Genomic DNA, 16,678 nt, shown 5'->3' with positions numbered 1-16,678 from the left:
CAACCTAAAACTTATACTATCAACGTATCTATTTTATTTTAGAACCTCTGCGTGGATAACGAGGTAATTTCTTTTGCGCGATTAAAGTATCTATCGCGGACTGGGCGAGTCTGTTTGAAATTGTCAGATTAGAAGCTATGCTTCTATGTATGCCCTTTCCCCAACTTGTTTTATTTCCTTCAGGCATTAAATCATACACCTCATTGAGAAGCTTAGGGTTTATGGTGGTTTTATGTGACACAATAATTTCGCTCAACCTTTCTTGCATCAGTGTTCTTATTTTCCTTATTCCCACCAGTAAGCTGTCATTGTCATTATATTCTTTTTTGACTGTGATTTTTTCTAACTTATTATATATAAATAATCTTGTATGGTTATAAGCAGAGGCTAGGAATGAAAGTGTTCTAAAATTAAATCTTTTTGAGGGTAAGTTGTTTTTAACTTTGATGAGGAGCGCATCGGTGTAACCATAACTTTTCATTGATCGCACATGTAACTTATACATAATACTAATTAATGAACAACTTCTTTTTGCAAGTGCTAAACTACGGTTAAATATCAGTTCGTCAGAAAAAGATTGCTTATGTGTTTGGATTGCATGGCAGCTTTCCTGAATCAGATTAAGTACATGGTAAAACTTCATTAGTACAGAATCATTTCCAAAACCCGTTAAATCAGACTGGTTAGCATGGAAAATAATATAATTAGAGCTAGCTTCAAATCGTGATGTTATTGTTTTCAATATAGATTGTGTTAGTGGGATATTCTGCGCATTAAATGCACTGATGAGCTCATGATTGAGCTTATAAAGCTCTATGCAAAAGGCATCAATGCGTCTCTGGCAGTCGCTTGTATGTACTAAAAGGAGCATGGCTTGCTGCCGTTCGGATGCAAATTTCCCTATTAATAATGAAGTAAAGAGTAATCCACTTAATGTAAGTGTTACTGATATAAAACGAGCAAATCCGACAGGGGTTAGGTCCCCATAACCTAGTGTTGTAAATGTCACAAAACTAAAATAAAGCGAATCGACAAAACCATCAGAATTATTTAGATCTCCAAAGAGGGTGATTAAAGTTGAACCCAGAAATATAGCCATTACAGCGCCTATAATTAAGTCAGTGTATGTGGCTTTTTGAATTAATTTCCCTATAGTGGATGACAATTCATATTTAATTTCTGGTGGGTTGGCCAATGAATCGTCATCATCAGAAATGAGAAGGTCTGTTTGTAGTGGCAATTTTTTCATAAGTAAAAATTCCTTTTCAGAGATGAGTTATAAAAAAAGAACATAAAGCAACTGCTCAAAGTTATTATGAGTTGAAGGAATCAAAATTACCAAGCTCTGTTTAAGTTAGTAACTGCCCAATCAATCCTCTTAAAGACTGAAAGGGAGACCTAGCCCCATCAACCATTCTCGATTTCCAAACGTTGTCAAACTGCGCTAAAAAACATTAAATATACATAACCGCACCGCCAAAAGAAGGGACATAGTGCCAAGCGGCTGGGTTCTGATGTCATGCAGGCTTAAGCTAGGTTTATTATACCGAGCATTGCTTAATAACGCATTTTTCTTCATGACAGTCAATACGCCATTGGGTGCCATAACGGGCTTAAATACGTGTCTTACAGCCGCCATGTCAAACTCATGTTGCCTTTAAGAATCACACAAATCGCTATTGAGGTATCCCATTCAATGCAGGGCCATCTACGTTCAGTGGTTTCTGCAACGCATGCTTCGTAAATTTATTGTTCAACTCCTAGGGCTTTATCGGACGGTTAAGTGCAATCTCAACCCGGTCAAAATCGTGGCGGTCTAGCCATGCCCAGAATTGTTGACCAATCACCTTTGGCTAAAACAAGCTACCTCAGAAACTTCCGATTCTGGCACAGAGCCGCCTGTCAAATTACGCTTAGCTCTTTGCAGCAACTGTGCCAGATAGGGTCTTAGCTAATACATTTCATCACAATCGACAACCACTCTTCCTGACGCTCGTTGAGGCGCTTATCAGCTTGTTGGCGTCATACTTCTTTTTCTCATGCACGTAGATTCGCTCGGTTCTTCCACCATTATCTATAATGAAATTAATAATAGAGAGAAAGACTTTATTCAGACGGGCTTTATCAATCAAATCATCACTGATTTTCTCGATATGGCAGTAGTAAGAGAGAAGCAGAAAACTTAGCATCACTTCTCGGTTTGAAAATGTCAGATTTTCTATGTCCTGCTGGTATTTAATGTAAAATCCGGCACAAAAAAGATAAGACTGCTCGGTAATTTCTGCTTCCGAAAAGCCCGATTCATCGAGCTTATCAACATACCTGTCCAGCAACAGCAGATACCTTTCCATTAAACTCATATTTATTTTTTTCATAACTATGCATCCTTGCATTTAAATTATTATTAATTGTCTTCCTGACAAAGTATAAATATCACCATTAAATTAAAAATCAAGCACTTCGTAAAAATACATTTACAGTGGAATATTAAATTTACACGCAATGTATTCATTGAATAGTGATTAATTAAATGGCTCGTAATTTTGTTTTTATTAAGAAACTCATGAAATACTTTACAAAAAAGTATCGGTGTTACATATATTAAAAAACCGAGAATATACTTTACAAAATAAAAATCTTTAAAAATTAATTTAATCACTCTGATTCGGAGTAAAACAGCCTAAATAATTTACATTTAGGTATCAGGTGTGCATAATTTAAATTATGCACACCTGATACCTATAAAAACCGCTACAACGCCTTTAAATAAAGGCTTCACTTATAATATGTAAAATATTTTGTAAAGAATAGGTCAACTATCACCGATAAATTTTACACTTTCAGAATAATTCCGTTATCCATGTCCGTTTAATATCGAAAAAGAAATATGAATTAATGTCTCTCGATCTACTCATATAAATAGAGAATAACACCAAGTTGATAAACCGGTGTAAACTAATATGAACATGAATAAACGGTTATGACCAACCAAAGTAACCCTATTTTATTTATTGTTTCCCACTCTCCGATTAAAAACTCCATGAACCACATTGCCACCGTTCTCAAGGCTATCCATATAATCAGCATACCATTGCAGCATCTCACGTCTGCCATCGAGATATTGAGCATGGTTGTAAGTGCCACGGATAGCATTCTTATCAACATGCGCCAGTTGGGTTTCAATCCACGAAATGTTATAGCCCTGTTCATGGAGAACAGTGCTCATGGTATGACGGAATCCATGCCCCGTAACGCGACCTGTATAACCAATACGTTTAAACACCTGATTGATACTGGCTTCGCTCATGGTCTTACCTGGATCATTCCAATCTGGGAACAATATGAGGACGGCGTATTTTCATACGTTCAGCAGAAATTTCCCATAACGTCCCGCGTAATTCCCCCTCTCGACCCCTCTTCACATCATTAAACAATTCATTGATTTATAAAAATAAAAAAATACATGTAAACCATTTTGTAAACTGCAACAAAAAATTTAAATAAAAATATAATTTTTAGTATGTCGCGCCCCCATAAAAAATATTTTTAAATTATCTACATTTGTTTTTTCAAGAGGGTAATCTATAACTTAATAAAATAAACGGCTATGTTTTTTACCAGACATAACCATTTATTTAATAGCCATAATTAAACATCCTACACACTAAATTTCCATCAATATGTTTAGCGCGCTTATTATATACATCTAAGATAGTGTCCCATAATGCACATCAATTGGCTTTAATATTTAAAAGGCAAGGTAAAACTGACATCTAACACACTTTGTAGCACATTTTTTGTATCTTCAGTAAATTCATTATTTATTCCATCCATAAATTGTTGACTTTCAATATTCTTATAAATAAGATTAAAACCTCATATCCCATCATATTTCAAATTACATGTGCGTTAGCTGTGCTTGCTTATCCGAACTATTACTTATGTGAGATCATCGAGTTTTTCTGCATTCCAGCCCACCACTCGAATTATTAATGGTATATACTAAAAAACAATGAGATCTAATTAAATGGGGTTTAAAATGAAAAAAGAATATATTTATATAGATACAAACATTATAAGTGAATTTAAAAAATTCACTACAGAAAAATGGGACTTGTTTGGAAAAGCAAAAAAAAAGTATTACTTCCCTTTTTCTCACGCTCATTTATTTGATCTCCAAAATAGTCAAGAGCAATATTTGATTGAAGATTTAGAACTGCTTGAACGCATCTCTGATAGATATGCCATAAATGAGATAGGCGAAGATGGTAAATTTGTCATTAAAAATCTAAATTCTAAATTATATCCATTTTATAAGTCTGTTATAGCAACCTATGAAAAGGATGGAGAAGCAGCCAAAAAGAAAAGGATGTTTTTCTTACCTAATTATGATAAGCATAGAGTAGAAATATCAAAAATGCATACAGGTTCTTTTTTGACCGATATGGTAAAGGAAAATAATGGAATATTAGATGGGAATTTTCCCAATTTCATAATGTCTTATTTAATCGAAAATATGGATTCGCCAAATGTTTATAAGAGTATAAGAAAACAAGTACAAGAGTTGATTGCTCATGCAAAAAACTATAACACATTTAGAAATTTACCAAAAGAATTCATTGACTTTTTAGAGATATTTTCAGGTACAGTTAAAGATGATGAGCGATTTGATAAATTGGTGAATTACAGAACCTGGGCATTAAAACTGATGGGTGGTGATTTCACTAAACTATCACAACCAGAGAAGATAATTGATATTTATATGTCTTTAGATCTTGTAAAGGGTTTTAGTGAAAATATATCTAAAAAAAATCGTTGGGTAAATATGTATAGAGATGCACAACATTGCGGAAATGCAAGTCAATCTAAATTTTATATTACCAAAGAGCAAAATAATAGAAATAAATATAATTTCATAATGAAAGGGTTTAAATTAAAGTGCAAAGAAATTATTCTCGAAGATCTTTTACACCGATTTTCGTAGAGTTTTTAACATAAACCCTCGAATCTTCAACGGGGGTTAGAATGAGGGGGTTATAGAAAACCATCAACATCAAAAACACATAACCATTTAATAAGTATACAATTTAATATCTCATTATATATTCAGATTCGAATATTGAGTGATCTTCGTATCGCTTAAACCGTTCATATAATGCCCTGTTTTCAGGGCGTTTTTGTTTTTATGGACTACAGGGTGTATTAGCTTCATTTGGCAATGCCTAATCACCGCATGATGATCGACGGTGAAGATCGGTGGTTTTACACCATGTATAACAGTCAGATGAAAACGACTTCGTTTATCTCTGTTATTGGTGGGTTACTTACCGGCAGTAATGACATACAAACCAAATCCCTCATCATCATATTTAAGGGTGAAAAAGTCAGTTCTTATGAATTCAGTGCCAGTGCCAGTGCCAGTGCCAGTGCCAGCGAAATTAGAAACGGTATATTTTAAATAAAAAACAGCCACATCAGGGAAGCATCAGCCCGTAGTTTTAACGCTACGGGTTTTTTATTAAAATAATATGGGCATGAAATTTAAATTAAGAAAGAATATTTCTCGGTTAATATCTAAAAAACAGAATATTATTTTATATGGATTGCAATACAGATAAGCAACCTTCCTGGACATTGAAACATATAGGTGTTGCAGGTAAAGTATATAGATGAAAAGCTTATAATTGGCAGAGATAAGGGATTTACTATGCTAATATCGGAATACTTAAAATATAAAATGGAGTCTGACAAATTTCTCGCCGCCCATTTAGATAAAATAACAAAAAAAGTAAAAAGTAATACAATAGTCTGACAACTGATTTATCTAATGGTATGGAGAGGGCAAGTTGGTATACATCCTGCCTCATTGAAAGTTACAATGATGTATGCCAAGAATTACAATATGAAGACTCCAGAATGGTTGATGCAATAAAAGAAGTCTTTAAAAGAGATGATGTTATTCTTGATATGGTAAAAATTTACATCGATTTTTTAATGAAAGATTTTGATGAAAATAAGCAACGGACTATAGCAAAAGCAATTTTAGGTGTAGCATCAGAATTCTCAACAAACAGAGCAATAAGGGAGTCAATATCGTATGTGTTAGCTAAATTCATCAGCACGTCACTCAATTTTAAAGCATCTTTACGCAAAACAATAAATCAAAAAACTTATTTAGCTATAACAATAACAGCATTTTATGGCAAGGTGCAGAAAGCGGCAATGTCAGCCCGCCACCTACGGGATATTAACCCCGCGCTTTATGGCTTATTTTATTCACAAAATTTAGAAATGTTATATTTTTTAATCGAACCAGTTCTGCCAACTTACTTAGCTATGGACTCAATAAGTGAAGAAGAAGAAATAATAAGAATGATTAATGGGATGATAGAATCATGAGCATGAAGAAAGTAATTAAATATTTCATAAAGAATTTTATAGTAACCGAAGTCTCAGTAATTTTGATAGTTGCCTTATGGTTCTTATACGTTTCATTTATCCCAGAACATTGGATGAAATTGATGCTATTTTCAATTGCCATCATCATATTCATCAATATCAAATATGGCTCAAAAAAGTCAGGCCGAAAATAAATCGGCCTTTAATATTATCAGTAAGCTACATTCTGCCAAAGCATGTATGCGCTTGTTCTCGCAATCACATGCTCCCATTCAATAGAAGCAAATTTGAGTGATACGCTTTCCTGTGGCTGAACTTCATTATGTGTCAGTGAGTTAGGATAGAAAAAACGGATATTGCTGATCATCGCATCCCGAAACTTCATCTTAAAATAAAGTTCATTTCCACCAGACTAGGCCGTTCTATAGAAAGAAAAAACGCACTCCAGTTTTTCCTTATCATTGATTGCCTGAGCGAAAAGTGGTGTAGCTTTATCAATTGGTTTTCTGATTTCTACAGGAAGAAGAGAAATATTTTCCTCCCGACTAATGTTATTAACCAACTCATAAACAAAAATTTCATTCTCATGTGCGGATTGATACTTATTGCCAATAGAGTCCAGCGATGAACATCCTGCTGATATCAGCCCCTGTTTTTCCCCGGTAACGCTAAGATAAATAAGATTGGACATTATGCCTCCATACAAAAAATCCCACTCTACGGCACAGAACCGTAGTATCTATTGCATGGATATAATACGCTTTCAGGTGAGCATTTAAAATACAAAATCCCATTATTTTCGTGTAGTTTTGTGACTCACAAATATCGTTTAAAGGATACCCTTTACAACAAACTCTATTATAATCGACAGCCGATCTTCCTGACGTTCGTTGAAGCTTTCATCAGCTTGTTAGCGTTATATTTCTTTTTCTCATGGGTATGAATTCGCTCTGTTCTTCCACCATTATTGATAATAAATCTGATAATGGAGAGAAAAAATTTATTCAAACGATATTTATCTATCAAATCACCACTGATTTTTTCGATATGGCAATGGTAGGAAAGAAGTAGAAAACTCAGCACCACTTCACGATTTGAAAATGTCAGGTTTTTTATGTCTTGCTGGTATTTAATATATAATTCTGCACAAAAAAGATAAGACTGCTCAGTGATTTCTGTTTCTGAGAAACCAGATTCATCAAATTTATCAACGAATTTGTCTAGTTCAATATTAAGATTCATTCCACCCTATTCCACTGGCTGCCACAACGCTCTGTTTTCAGTGCGTTTTTAATTTCTATGACTACCAAGTCAATGGCTACGAAACTCGTAGTATCTGAACCCGTAAAAAGCATCGACAATTGGCGACACTGACTTTCAAGGAGGATCGCCAATGACCACGACAAATGCAGCCATTACCGAGAGTTCCATTACCATTTTCCGAGACCTCATCGCTTCGCTACCCGTTGATCACCTTAGTCATGCTCAGCGTGACGATTTCAGCGCAATCGCCGCTGAGTCGGTTGAAGGGTTGTGCCATGGTTTACAGTATCTTAGCGAATCACTGACAGCAGAAGCTAACACGGAGCAGCTGCCCCAACTCAGCGCCTATTTCAGCGCCTGTGCGCACCTGATCCCTGCGCTGATGGTAATCAGCGGACAAACTTCATCAATTCACATAGCAAATCCCATCTAAACTGCCCCTATCAGAGCCAATAAGGATAACTGTCTTTATTGGCTGGAATTTTGTCCTTATTCCTTCTAAAATAGAGAAAATTCCAGCTATTCTGTCCTTATAAAACCCGCAAAGAAAACCACATATAACATTTATCGAAGCTACTTGATCGTCAAAAATACAAATAAGAATTTAAAAAGAAAACATCTTAAGAAATACTACTCACCTTTCCATATTACGATAATAATTTATTTAAAGCTCAAATTATTATCGTAAGATAAGCATTAATCTATTATGGAAGTTATAATTACCAAAAAATGCTATCGAGCGAAAAACCGCTGTCACTACATTAACAATACATATATACCAATTATACATATGTATAATTGGTATATATGTATTGTTAAACCATGCGGTTTCAATTACTAGAGTGATACTCTATCAATTAAATCCATTAATGAAGCAACTAATGCACGAGTCAGGAAAATACGATGCGAACCGACACCTCAGCCAAAATCAGAGACACGGCATCTTCCGATGCTGGATACAGTCGTAGCACCCCACAGAGGCGTAAAGCCTGTCGACACAATTGGTAAATCGGACATAAAGGCATACCAAAATGCCAAGTTAGATGCCGAATTTTCTCTCATCATGCAGCGCCACGGCCATACCATCGAGGCGCTGAACGACCGATGAGACATACAACAAAATAGGGCTGTGTCCCTACAATAGCGCCAAAATCTACCCACACTTTAATCGGTCACAGATTGACCAACTCTTAAATGACCAGTAGACTAGATTCATGTAGACCAACTTTTTTGAAGAATTTGACCAACTCTTCGGAGGACCTGTGCAAAAAATCAATCTCTACGAGGCAAAGACCAATTTCTCAAAAATTATCAATCATGTATCAGAAACGGGAGAATCCTATGTTATCGCCCGCAACGGTAAACCTGTAGCTAAGATCGTTCCCCTTACCGTTACTGAGAAAACGCCACGCATTGGTTTCATGAAGGGCCAAGTTTCAGCCCCAGATAATTTTAATGATCTGAATAAAGAAGAAATTATCGACATGTTCAATGGGAAATCATGATGACAATCAACAAGGACGATGTACCAAAACGACGCTCTACTAGCTACTTGTTAGATACGCACGCGTTGATTTGGTTAGCAGGAGAGCCGGAAAAACTTAGCAGCGAGGCAATCGCCATTCTTTCCGATGACAATAACCGTTTTTACTTCTCTTCCGTCAGTATACAAGAGATAGCAATCAAAACTGCATTGAACAAACCTAGCTTCAGCATTGATGCTGAGGCTATGACGAAAGGTTTATTATCAGCGGGTTATCTGGAGCTTCCGATGAATGCAACTCACGCCTATAACCTCGCTGACTTACCCGAAATGCACCAAGACCCGTTTGACCGAATGTTAGTCTCTCAGGCTAAAATAGAAGGTCTGGCATTAATAACGAACGATGGAAATATCATCAAGTATTGTTCAGGGTATATCAACGTGATCGAGTGCTGTTAGTACATCAGTGAAAACAGGGAAAAACAACCGACATGCGTTATCTCGTCCTCCCGCTCATCCTTCTTGTCTTAACCGGCTGTCAGGCGCTCACCACCTTCGATAAATACGCCACGATGCGCCTTTACGAAGTGTATGAAGCTAAGAACCTTTCTGCCTGTGAGTACAAGCCGCAGTTTCGCGACTGTACTGTAGATAAGCGTTCTTTTAACGTCAGGATTACCGACGATAAAAGCAAAATCGCGTTAGTGGTAGGAAAGCGCTATGCCTATTTCGGCTTCACGCGTGATGATTTTTCGCGCCAAACGCAGCCGCTGCGTGATTTCCTGATTTGGGCAGAAGATCCGAACGCGCAAGATAAACAGATCAAGCAATTACGCAAAGCCGGAAACGTTGGCGGAAGCCTGTTTTACAACACGGAGGTGGAATATCAGTTTGATTACCTGCACACGCGTGCCGATGTTGCGCTGCTCGTTGTTAAACCTCATCAAACGGCTGATTCTTATGGCTTGACCGTCGAGGAAGTGGAAAACCTGCTGTCGGTGATGGACGCCTGGTATGCCGGTACGTTTACCGGGAAACAGCTCACCTAAGCACAGTGAAGGCGGCCAGACAGATCGCGTCTGGCCGAGAGCAGCATTAAAACTTATGCGCTCTGGAATCAAATCCACCGCAGTTTTTCAGCATCAAATCTTTGGCCGGTCGGCGGTCGTAGTAGCCCTTCTCGGTTTTGAATACTTCGTAGACTTCAATGCGGCGTGGCGAATAAGCATCAACAAATTTACCAGTAACATAATAGTAATTCCCCACCACTGGCTTAAAGGTCACGGTACTAAATCCGCCATTCGCAGCAATCATTCTGACCGCAATATTGTGTTGTGCACTGACCCAGAATTCACGAATCATCGTTGGCGTTTCCGGAATAGCCGGGAAGCCGAGTTCTTTATTATTGAGTTTAGTTTGGAACCCAAATGCATTATTGGTATAGCCATTTTCTGGCGCATCAATATTAATACATCTATCCGTCGTCGGATAAACGCGAATATAGTCGAGATTGCGATTATCGAACGTGATGCCAACGCGGTCAGCTCCCTGATAATCTTCCAGCTTATGACTATAGGTTGCGACCGAACATCCGCTAAGTAATACCGCACCCATTCCTATCAGCAGCATTTTCCCAAACATAACCGTCCCTTACCTTTATAAAATCAGAACTTCCTGATTATTTTACGTCGTTTTTTATTCGAAAATTTATGCTCTATTACCTCACCTTAAACACTATTAATATACCCTAAATAATTCGAGTTGCGTGAAGGCGGCAACTGCGCGAATCCCCAGGAGCTTACACCAGTAAGTGACTGGGGTGAGTAAGGGCAGCCAACGCACAAGCAGCTTGAAGTATGACGGGTATAAATGAGGCAACATGGCAATTTCGCTCTATTACACCGCACGACGTAAAAAATCCCTGAGCCCAAAAGAGATCTCTGCCGTAAAGGAGATTGTCAAACGCCATTCCGTTGATGAACACATTGAGAAATATCTGACAGCCGCAGAAGGTTTAAACTGGGAGTCATTTGATTTCGCCCTCAACGTAAAAACCGGTAACGTATTCAGGAAAGGGATCGTGTTCTCTGGTTCGACCAAACTTCCCGATAATGACGAGGAAGCCACCTGGGTTGGCGTTCAGCATTGGTGCCAGTGTTTATCCGAAATACGCTCCGCTCTGACGCACTGCGAATGGCACGTCGCGGTCGACGACCATGTGATTCCGTGGAGCCATGAAATAAATGCCTACGACCCTACGCGTTAGAAACATCAGCCTCTGACAAAAACAGGAAGCAGCGAGCGAGATGGATGACAACAAGATCTACGATGCTGTCACGACCAGCGCATACGGGCTGTCGATGGGCGCGATATGGCAACACATTGCGGTGGAGTGTAGAGCCAAACCGCTAACATACGCGCAGCGTCAGGCGCTGTTTTTCACGCTACTGGAGCGCCTCATTGCAGAGGGTCGAATCAGGCTCGCCAGTCAGGGCGCATACCTGCAAGGCGAAGTGAGACATCAGGTCGATCGGCTCCGCAACGCCTTTCCACCGAATGAATCCAATGATGAATGTGATGATGTCGATGAATTTGGCCTGTGGTTCTTAGCCAAAGCCCCAGCAGGCGTGGTGTGGATCACGCCCGAGGGGCAAGAGATTTGGACTTAGCGTAGGCGGCTCACTCTACTTTCTTCTTTTCCGCATCCTGACTTTCCGCCGTTGGCTCAGCTACCGCCTTGCGGTCCGACGATTGACTCACCGCCGCATCAGTTTCTTCGGGGTTCGCCGAACTCGCGTACAGGCGGCCTTCCTCGATAAAATCCTCGTCAATGCCTTCAATATTCTCCTGATTGTCACGCCCGGAGAGAATATTCCAACAGGCGATGAACAACGCAGCAATCAGCGGGCCAATCACAAAACCGTTGATACCGTAGATTTCCATACCGCCCAGCGTGGCGATCAGAATCAGGTAATCCGGCATTTTGGTGTCTTTCCCCACCAGCAGCGGACGCAGGATGTTATCGACCAGTCCAATCACCAGCACGAAGAACGCGACAATGAAGATGGCCTGCCAGAGCATATCCGTCGCGAACAGGAAGATCGCGGCTGGCACCCAGATAATCGCCGACCCCACGGCAGGAATAAGCGACAGGAACGCCATCAGCGAGCCCCACAGCAGGCTACCTTCTATCCCTGCAATGGAGAAAGCAATACCGCCCAGTGTCCCCTGCACAATCGCCACAACCACGGTGCCTTTTACGGTCGCCCGAGATACGGCGGCAAATTTCACCAGCAAGTGGTGCTTAACATGGGTGGAAAGCGGCAGCGATTCCAGAATCAGGTTCACCAGATAAGAGCCGTCCTTCAGGAGGAAAAAGAGCAGGTAGAGCATCACCCCGAAACCAACGAAGAAGGTGAATGTGCCTTTACCGATCAGCAGCACGCTTCCCGCCAGATATTGCCCACCTTTCAGCGCAACCTGAGACAGCTCTTGCTGTATTTTGGCGGCGTTATCCAGATTGTGTTCCGCCAGAAAATGCCGCGCCCACTTCGGCAGATGCTGAAGCAGCTCCGCCAGCACCACTGGGAATTGCGTATTGCTGTCCTGCAATCGGGTGTAAACCCCGTTAATCTCAACCACCAACGAGGAAACAATGACCCCCAATGGAATGAAGACGATCAGGAAGATGATCAGGACAGTCAGCAGCGAGGCAACACCGTTGCGATCGTTCAATTTTTGCCGAATTTTGCTTTTCAGCGGATGGAAGATGATGGCCAACACCGCCGCCCACAAGATGGCGGAATAATACGGCGCCAGGATGTCAAAAAACGCCAGCGTGACGACAAATAAGATCAGGATGAAGAATCCCTTCGTAAGCCCTTTAATATTCACAACGATTTCCCCTTCGTTCAATCTGCCCTCGAAATATAGAACGAAGTGGGGCGTTTGCAATATAGGAAAAAACGCCGGATTCGGAGGAAATGGCTACGCAAGCGCCTCAGCATCGCGATAAAGTCATCTTTTAACTGACTATATCGTGCGGCATCGTTGTCACAAGCCTGTGCGGCAGCACGCTTTATTGCCGCATATTCCGTACATACAGCAGGGTTTGCACGCAGATAGTCCCGAAAAACCAGATGCCGTTGAATATGCTCGTCACCCACCACAAAGGCGTGCAGGTGATGCGTACGATCATCGCCGCCCTTAGTGTAGTAACGACGCTCCGCGATCCCATTTTCTCCACGGGGACGATAGCCCAAATCGACCATGACATAATCCAATCGGTCCAAATCGGACAGCGAGACCACTTCCAGCAGCATATCAATCACTGGTTTGGCGGGTAGCCCCGGCACGGCCGTGCTACCGATATGATGAAGTCTCACCGCGACCTCACCGAGCGCCTGTGCTATCGCTCGCGCCGCCGTTTCGTACTTCGTTGCCCACTGTGGATCGTAATCCACCACGGTAATTATGCGCCCACCCATTCACCTCTCCCCCAACGCAGCGTTATCGCGTAAAGGCTACCAACGTTCAGGGGAAGGTTCAAAGCCATCACGCGGCGAGAGACGCTCACCACGTGATTCGTGCTTAGAAGCCATCCAATCGCTGCCGGGTCGCCTGCACCAGCGAGTCGGTGGTGATGTCGGCAATGGCTTTAGCGCCGGTAAGCGTCATCGCCACGCGCATCTCTTTTTCGATCAGGTTCAGCAGGTTAACCACGCCCGCTTCGCCCGCCGCCGCTAACGCGTAGACAAACGCGCGCCCGAGCATGACGCTGTCCGCCCCCAGCGCAATCATGCGCACCACGTCCAGACCGGTGCGAATACCGGAATCCGCCAGAATGGTGATATCACCTTTCACCGCATCGGCGATAGCTGGCAATGCATGTGCCGTCGATAGCACGCCGTCCAGTTGACGACCACCGTGGTTGGAAACCACAATGCCGTCTGCGCCGAACCTGACCGCTTCTTTGGCATCTTCCGGGTCAAGGATGCCTTTGATGATCATCGGCCCTTTCCACATTTCGCGAATCCACGCCAAATCCTGCCACGAAATAGAGGAATCGAAATTCTCCGCCAGCCAGCCGATATAGTTCTCCAGCGTCGTCGGCGTGCCGCGATAGGCGGAGACATTGCCCAGGTCGTGCGGTTTACCGTTCAGGCCAACGTCCCATGCCCACTGTGGATGCACCATCGCCTGCAACACACGGCGTATCGCCGCATTCGGGCCGCTCATGCCGGAATGGGCATCACGATAGCGTGCGCCCGGCGTCGGCATATCCACGGTAAACACCAGCGTCTTGACCCCTGCCGCCTGCGCGCGTTCCAGCACATTGCGCATAAAACCACGGTCTTTTAACACATAGAGCTGGAACCACAGCGGCCGATCGATAGCGGGAGCCACCTCCTCAATCGGGCAGACAGAGACGGTAGACAGCGTAAAGGGAATGCCCTTCTGTGCCGCGGCACGGGCAGCCTGAACCTCGCCGCGTCGGGCGTACATACCGGTCAGGCCAACGGGCGCCAGCACCACCGGCATTGCCAGTTTTTCGCCGAACAGCTGTGTTTCCAGGCTAAGGTCGGAAACATTTTTCAGGATGCGCTGACGCAGCGCGATATCCGCCAGATCGGCGGTATTACGCCTAAGCGTGTGCTCGCCATACGCACCGCCATCGGCGTAGTGGAAAAGAAACGGCGGCAGCTTACGCTGCGCCGCCGCCCGGTAGTCCGTTGAAGCAGAGATGATCATCGTCCTTTCCCATCCTTCTTCTTGTTTGTGCCACTGTTACGGTAAGTGGAATGACCGTTACTGGAGCTGCTTTTAGTGGAATTCATACTGTTCACTTAAGTCCGTTTTTAGGGGAAACACAGGGGGAGGTTCCCGCAGGGACACCTCACCCCTGTGGTCGCCCCGTGTATCTCGATGCTTAAACGATCGGCATGACTTTAGTGAAATTGCCTGTTAGTGAAATTGAAGGTACGCGACATGCGTTTGCAGATATTCCTGCAAGCCGTGCTTGCCGTCCGCCCCACCCACACCGGATTTACGCCAGCCCGCATGGAAGCCCTGCATCGCCTCGAAGTTCTCACGGTTAATGTAGGTTTCGCCGAACTTCAGCCCTTTCAGCGCTTTCATCGCGGTGTTGATGTTTTGAGTATAGATCGACGACGTCAGGCCGTATTCGCTGTCGTTCGCCATTTTAATCGCCTCTTCCAGCGTGTCGAAGGTGGCGACGGGCAGCACCGGACCAAACACCTCTTCGTGCATGATCGGCATCTCCTGTTTCACGTCCACCAGCAGCGTGGGCGGGTAGAAATAGCCCGTACCGCTTTCGCGCTTGCCACCGAGCAGCACTTTCGCGCCCTGCGATACCGCTTTTGCGACTTTGTCTTCCACACGCTGTAACGCCGCCGCGCTGATCAGCGGCCCCATATCCAGCGCCTTTTTCTCCGCCGTGTTGCCGAAAGTCACCTGCTCCATCGCGGCTTTAATACGCGCGATAAACTCGTCGTAAATGCCTTTCTGCACGTAAACACGCTCAGCACAGTTACACACCTGCCCGCTGTTGATGACGCGGGAACTGACAATCGCTTTCACGGCTAGATCGAGATCGGCATCGTCCATCACGATGGCTGGCGCTTTACCGCCCAGTTCCAGCGACACCTTAGTGACGTTCTGCGCCGCCGCCGTCATGGTCGCAATCCCCGCCGCCACGCTGCCAGTCAGACTAACCATGCCGACTTTCGGGTTAGCAGCCAGCTCTTGCCCGACCGTTGGTCCGTAGCCGGTAACGAAATTGATGACGCCTTTCGGCAGGCCAATTTTGTGAATAATTTCGGCGAAAATCACCGCATTATTCGGTGTGATCTCGCTCGGTTTGATGACGATGGTATTACCGGTAATCAGCGCCGGTGCCGCTTTACGCGCAATCAGGAAGAAGGGGAAGTTCCACGGCAGAATACCGGTCGTAACGCCAATCGCTTTGCGGAAAACGAAGATGTTTTCATTCGGGCGGTCGCTCTGAATGATTTCGCCTTCATAACGGCGCGCCCACTCCGCCATGTAGTCGAGGTAGTCAGCGGTGAACAGCACTTCCGTCTGCGCCAGACCGTGCGTCTTACCGCCTTCCGCGATAATAGTATCGGTCAGTTCGGCTTCACGCTCGCGGATACCATCGGCAATCTTGTGCAGCCAGACACCGCGCTCAACCGCAGGCAGCGCTTCCCAGCCCGGCTGTGCGGCTTCTGCTGCCTCTATCGCTCTCTTTGCGTCGTCAGCGGACCCTTCCGGGATCTGTGAAATAACCTGTTCTGTGGCCGGGTTGACCACATCAATCCACTTCCCGCTTCTGTTTTCAACAAACTCACCGTTGATGTACATACGTTTTTGGGTGGTGCTCATGTCAGGCATCTCCAAAGTAGGGTTAGAGAATACAACGCATAAACGAGTTGTTAATAAAACACGTCTTTTTTGTGAAGTTTTGCCATGCTGCGCGTTTTGCGCGGCATTTACCTTTTCATGGCTGCCATC

17 protein-coding genes and 3 pseudogenes are annotated in these 16,678 nt (G+C 43.2%); 10 read left to right on the top strand and 10 right to left on the bottom strand.

Features of this window, described 5'->3' with window-relative positions; genetic code table 11:
• Positions 1-28: 28 nt before the first annotated feature.
• The 3 genes and pseudogenes from R9X49_RS20340 to R9X49_RS20330 form a co-directional block, all read right to left on the bottom strand.
• Positions 29-1,249 carry a potassium channel family protein gene (locus R9X49_RS20340; protein ID WP_319850104.1) on the bottom strand — a complete coding sequence of 407 codons (1,221 nt, stop codon included), beginning with the start codon at positions 1,247-1,249 and terminating at the stop codon, positions 29-31.
• A gap of 715 nt (positions 1,250-1,964) precedes the next feature.
• Positions 1,965-2,375 (bottom strand): hypothetical protein, encoded by a 411-nt coding sequence (locus R9X49_RS20335; protein WP_319850103.1) that lies wholly within the window; start codon positions 2,373-2,375, stop codon positions 1,965-1,967.
• Positions 2,376-3,004: 629 nt separating this feature from the next.
• Positions 3,005-3,410, bottom strand: a pseudogene (locus R9X49_RS20330) (tyrosine-type recombinase/integrase); the annotation flags it as partial.
• 629 nt (positions 3,411-4,039) lie between these two features.
• Here R9X49_RS20330 and R9X49_RS20325 point away from each other — a divergent pair.
• The 3 genes from R9X49_RS20325 to R9X49_RS20315 all read left to right on the top strand — a co-directional run bounded on the left by R9X49_RS20325 (position 4,040) and on the right by R9X49_RS20315 (position 6,399).
• A complete protein-coding gene (locus R9X49_RS20325; protein ID WP_319850102.1) occupies positions 4,040-4,984 on the top strand; it encodes a hypothetical protein in 945 nt (314 codons plus the stop codon).
• A gap of 285 nt (positions 4,985-5,269) precedes the next feature.
• Positions 5,270-5,458, top strand: coding sequence for a hypothetical protein (locus R9X49_RS20320; protein WP_319850100.1), 189 nt, complete (start codon positions 5,270-5,272; stop codon positions 5,456-5,458).
• Positions 5,459-5,916: 458 nt separating this feature from the next.
• Complete coding sequence (locus R9X49_RS20315) at positions 5,917-6,399, top strand: hypothetical protein (protein ID WP_319850099.1); 483 nt, start codon at positions 5,917-5,919, stop codon at positions 6,397-6,399.
• A gap of 211 nt (positions 6,400-6,610) precedes the next feature.
• On the opposite strand, the pseudogene R9X49_RS20310 reads toward R9X49_RS20315, so the two are convergent.
• Positions 6,611-7,090: pseudogene (locus R9X49_RS20310) on the bottom strand (Hcp family type VI secretion system effector).
• Positions 7,091-7,257: 167 nt separating this feature from the next.
• Positions 7,258-7,641 (bottom strand): hypothetical protein, encoded by a 384-nt coding sequence (locus tag R9X49_RS20305; protein WP_319850098.1) that lies wholly within the window; start codon positions 7,639-7,641, stop codon positions 7,258-7,260.
• 151 nt (positions 7,642-7,792) lie between these two features.
• On the opposite strand from R9X49_RS20305, the gene R9X49_RS20300 reads away from it, so the two are divergent.
• The 5 genes and pseudogenes from R9X49_RS20300 to R9X49_RS20280 all read left to right on the top strand — a co-directional run bounded on the left by R9X49_RS20300 (position 7,793) and on the right by R9X49_RS20280 (position 10,194).
• Positions 7,793-8,095, top strand: a complete 303-nt coding sequence (locus R9X49_RS20300; RefSeq protein WP_319850096.1) for a hypothetical protein — start codon at positions 7,793-7,795, stop codon at positions 8,093-8,095.
• Positions 8,096-8,677: 582 nt separating this feature from the next.
• A pseudogene (locus tag R9X49_RS20295) lies at positions 8,678-8,770 on the top strand (type II toxin-antitoxin system prevent-host-death family antitoxin); the annotation flags it as partial.
• A gap of 154 nt (positions 8,771-8,924) precedes the next feature.
• Positions 8,925-9,167 carry a type II toxin-antitoxin system Phd/YefM family antitoxin gene (locus R9X49_RS20290; RefSeq protein ID WP_095701176.1) on the top strand — a complete coding sequence of 81 codons (243 nt, stop codon included), beginning with the start codon at positions 8,925-8,927 and terminating at the stop codon, positions 9,165-9,167.
• Positions 9,164-9,604 (top strand): type II toxin-antitoxin system VapC family toxin, encoded by a 441-nt coding sequence (locus tag R9X49_RS20285; RefSeq protein ID WP_319850094.1) that lies wholly within the window; start codon positions 9,164-9,166, stop codon positions 9,602-9,604. Before R9X49_RS20290 ends, R9X49_RS20285 begins: the two co-directional genes overlap by 4 nt.
• Positions 9,605-9,636: 32 nt before the next feature.
• Positions 9,637-10,194: a hypothetical protein gene (locus R9X49_RS20280; RefSeq protein WP_319850093.1), complete on the top strand. Its 558-nt coding sequence runs from the start codon at positions 9,637-9,639 to the stop codon at positions 10,192-10,194.
• Positions 10,195-10,240: 46 nt separating this feature from the next.
• Here R9X49_RS20280 and R9X49_RS20275 read toward each other — a convergent pair whose 3' ends face one another.
• On the bottom strand, positions 10,241-10,786 hold the full coding sequence (locus R9X49_RS20275) for a hypothetical protein (RefSeq protein ID WP_319850091.1): 546 nt from the start codon (positions 10,784-10,786) through the stop codon (positions 10,241-10,243).
• A gap of 238 nt (positions 10,787-11,024) precedes the next feature.
• On the opposite strand from R9X49_RS20275, the gene R9X49_RS20270 reads away from it, so the two are divergent.
• Complete coding sequence (locus R9X49_RS20270; protein ID WP_319850090.1) at positions 11,025-11,411, top strand: hypothetical protein; 387 nt, start codon at positions 11,025-11,027, stop codon at positions 11,409-11,411.
• Positions 11,412-11,451: 40 nt separating this feature from the next.
• Complete coding sequence (locus R9X49_RS20265) at positions 11,452-11,814, top strand: DUF596 domain-containing protein (RefSeq protein WP_319850089.1); 363 nt, start codon at positions 11,452-11,454, stop codon at positions 11,812-11,814.
• A 10-nt stretch (positions 11,815-11,824) separates the two neighbouring features.
• Here R9X49_RS20265 and R9X49_RS20260 read toward each other — a convergent pair whose 3' ends face one another.
• The 4 genes from R9X49_RS20260 to aldA all read right to left on the bottom strand — a co-directional run bounded on the left by R9X49_RS20260 (position 11,825) and on the right by aldA (position 16,549).
• Entirely contained in the window at positions 11,825-13,039 is a 1,215-nt protein-coding gene (locus R9X49_RS20260) for an AI-2E family transporter (RefSeq protein WP_319850088.1), read from the bottom strand.
• Positions 13,040-13,056: 17 nt separating this feature from the next.
• Positions 13,057-13,632, bottom strand: a complete 576-nt coding sequence (locus R9X49_RS20255) for a GrpB family protein (RefSeq protein WP_319850087.1) — start codon at positions 13,630-13,632, stop codon at positions 13,057-13,059.
• Positions 13,633-13,735: 103 nt separating this feature from the next.
• Entirely contained in the window at positions 13,736-14,896 is a 1,161-nt protein-coding gene (gene lldD, locus R9X49_RS20250; protein ID WP_319850086.1) for an FMN-dependent L-lactate dehydrogenase LldD, read from the bottom strand.
• A gap of 213 nt (positions 14,897-15,109) precedes the next feature.
• Positions 15,110-16,549 carry an aldehyde dehydrogenase gene (gene aldA, locus R9X49_RS20245; protein ID WP_319850085.1) on the bottom strand — a complete coding sequence of 480 codons (1,440 nt, stop codon included), beginning with the start codon at positions 16,547-16,549 and terminating at the stop codon, positions 15,110-15,112.
• Positions 16,550-16,678 lie beyond the last annotated feature (129 nt).

It is taken from the genome of Pectobacterium carotovorum (assembly GCF_033898505.1).
Lineage (GTDB): Bacteria > Pseudomonadota > Gammaproteobacteria > Enterobacterales > Enterobacteriaceae > Pectobacterium > Pectobacterium carotovorum_J.
This window is presented reverse-complemented; position numbering and strand designations above follow the sequence as displayed.

Excerpts from the sequence above, each read along its gene's own strand:
- R9X49_RS20300 (WP_319850096.1), top strand. The coding sequence starts at position 7,793 with ATGACCACGACAAATGCAGCCATTACCGAGAGTTCCATTACCATTTTC.
- aldA (WP_319850085.1), bottom strand. The coding sequence starts at position 16,549 with ATGAGCACCACCCAAAAACGTATGTACATCAACGGTGAGTTTGTTGAA.
- R9X49_RS20315 (WP_319850099.1), top strand. The coding sequence starts at position 5,917 with ATGGTTGATGCAATAAAAGAAGTCTTTAAAAGAGATGATGTTATTCTT.
- R9X49_RS20335 (WP_319850103.1), bottom strand. The coding sequence starts at position 2,375 with ATGAAAAAAATAAATATGAGTTTAATGGAAAGGTATCTGCTGTTGCTG.
- R9X49_RS20270 (WP_319850090.1), top strand. The coding sequence starts at position 11,025 with ATGGCAATTTCGCTCTATTACACCGCACGACGTAAAAAATCCCTGAGC.
- R9X49_RS20280 (WP_319850093.1), top strand. The coding sequence starts at position 9,637 with ATGCGTTATCTCGTCCTCCCGCTCATCCTTCTTGTCTTAACCGGCTGT.
- R9X49_RS20285 (WP_319850094.1), top strand. The coding sequence starts at position 9,164 with ATGATGACAATCAACAAGGACGATGTACCAAAACGACGCTCTACTAGC.
- R9X49_RS20320 (WP_319850100.1), top strand. The coding sequence starts at position 5,270 with ATGTATAACAGTCAGATGAAAACGACTTCGTTTATCTCTGTTATTGGT.
- lldD (WP_319850086.1), bottom strand. The coding sequence starts at position 14,896 with ATGATCATCTCTGCTTCAACGGACTACCGGGCGGCGGCGCAGCGTAAG.
- R9X49_RS20305 (WP_319850098.1), bottom strand. The coding sequence starts at position 7,641 with ATGAATCTTAATATTGAACTAGACAAATTCGTTGATAAATTTGATGAA.
- R9X49_RS20265 (WP_319850089.1), top strand. The coding sequence starts at position 11,452 with ATGGATGACAACAAGATCTACGATGCTGTCACGACCAGCGCATACGGG.
- R9X49_RS20325 (WP_319850102.1), top strand. The coding sequence starts at position 4,040 with ATGAAAAAAGAATATATTTATATAGATACAAACATTATAAGTGAATTT.
- R9X49_RS20275 (WP_319850091.1), bottom strand. The coding sequence starts at position 10,786 with ATGTTTGGGAAAATGCTGCTGATAGGAATGGGTGCGGTATTACTTAGC.
- R9X49_RS20255 (WP_319850087.1), bottom strand. The coding sequence starts at position 13,632 with ATGGGTGGGCGCATAATTACCGTGGTGGATTACGATCCACAGTGGGCA.
- R9X49_RS20340 (WP_319850104.1), bottom strand. The coding sequence starts at position 1,249 with ATGAAAAAATTGCCACTACAAACAGACCTTCTCATTTCTGATGATGAC.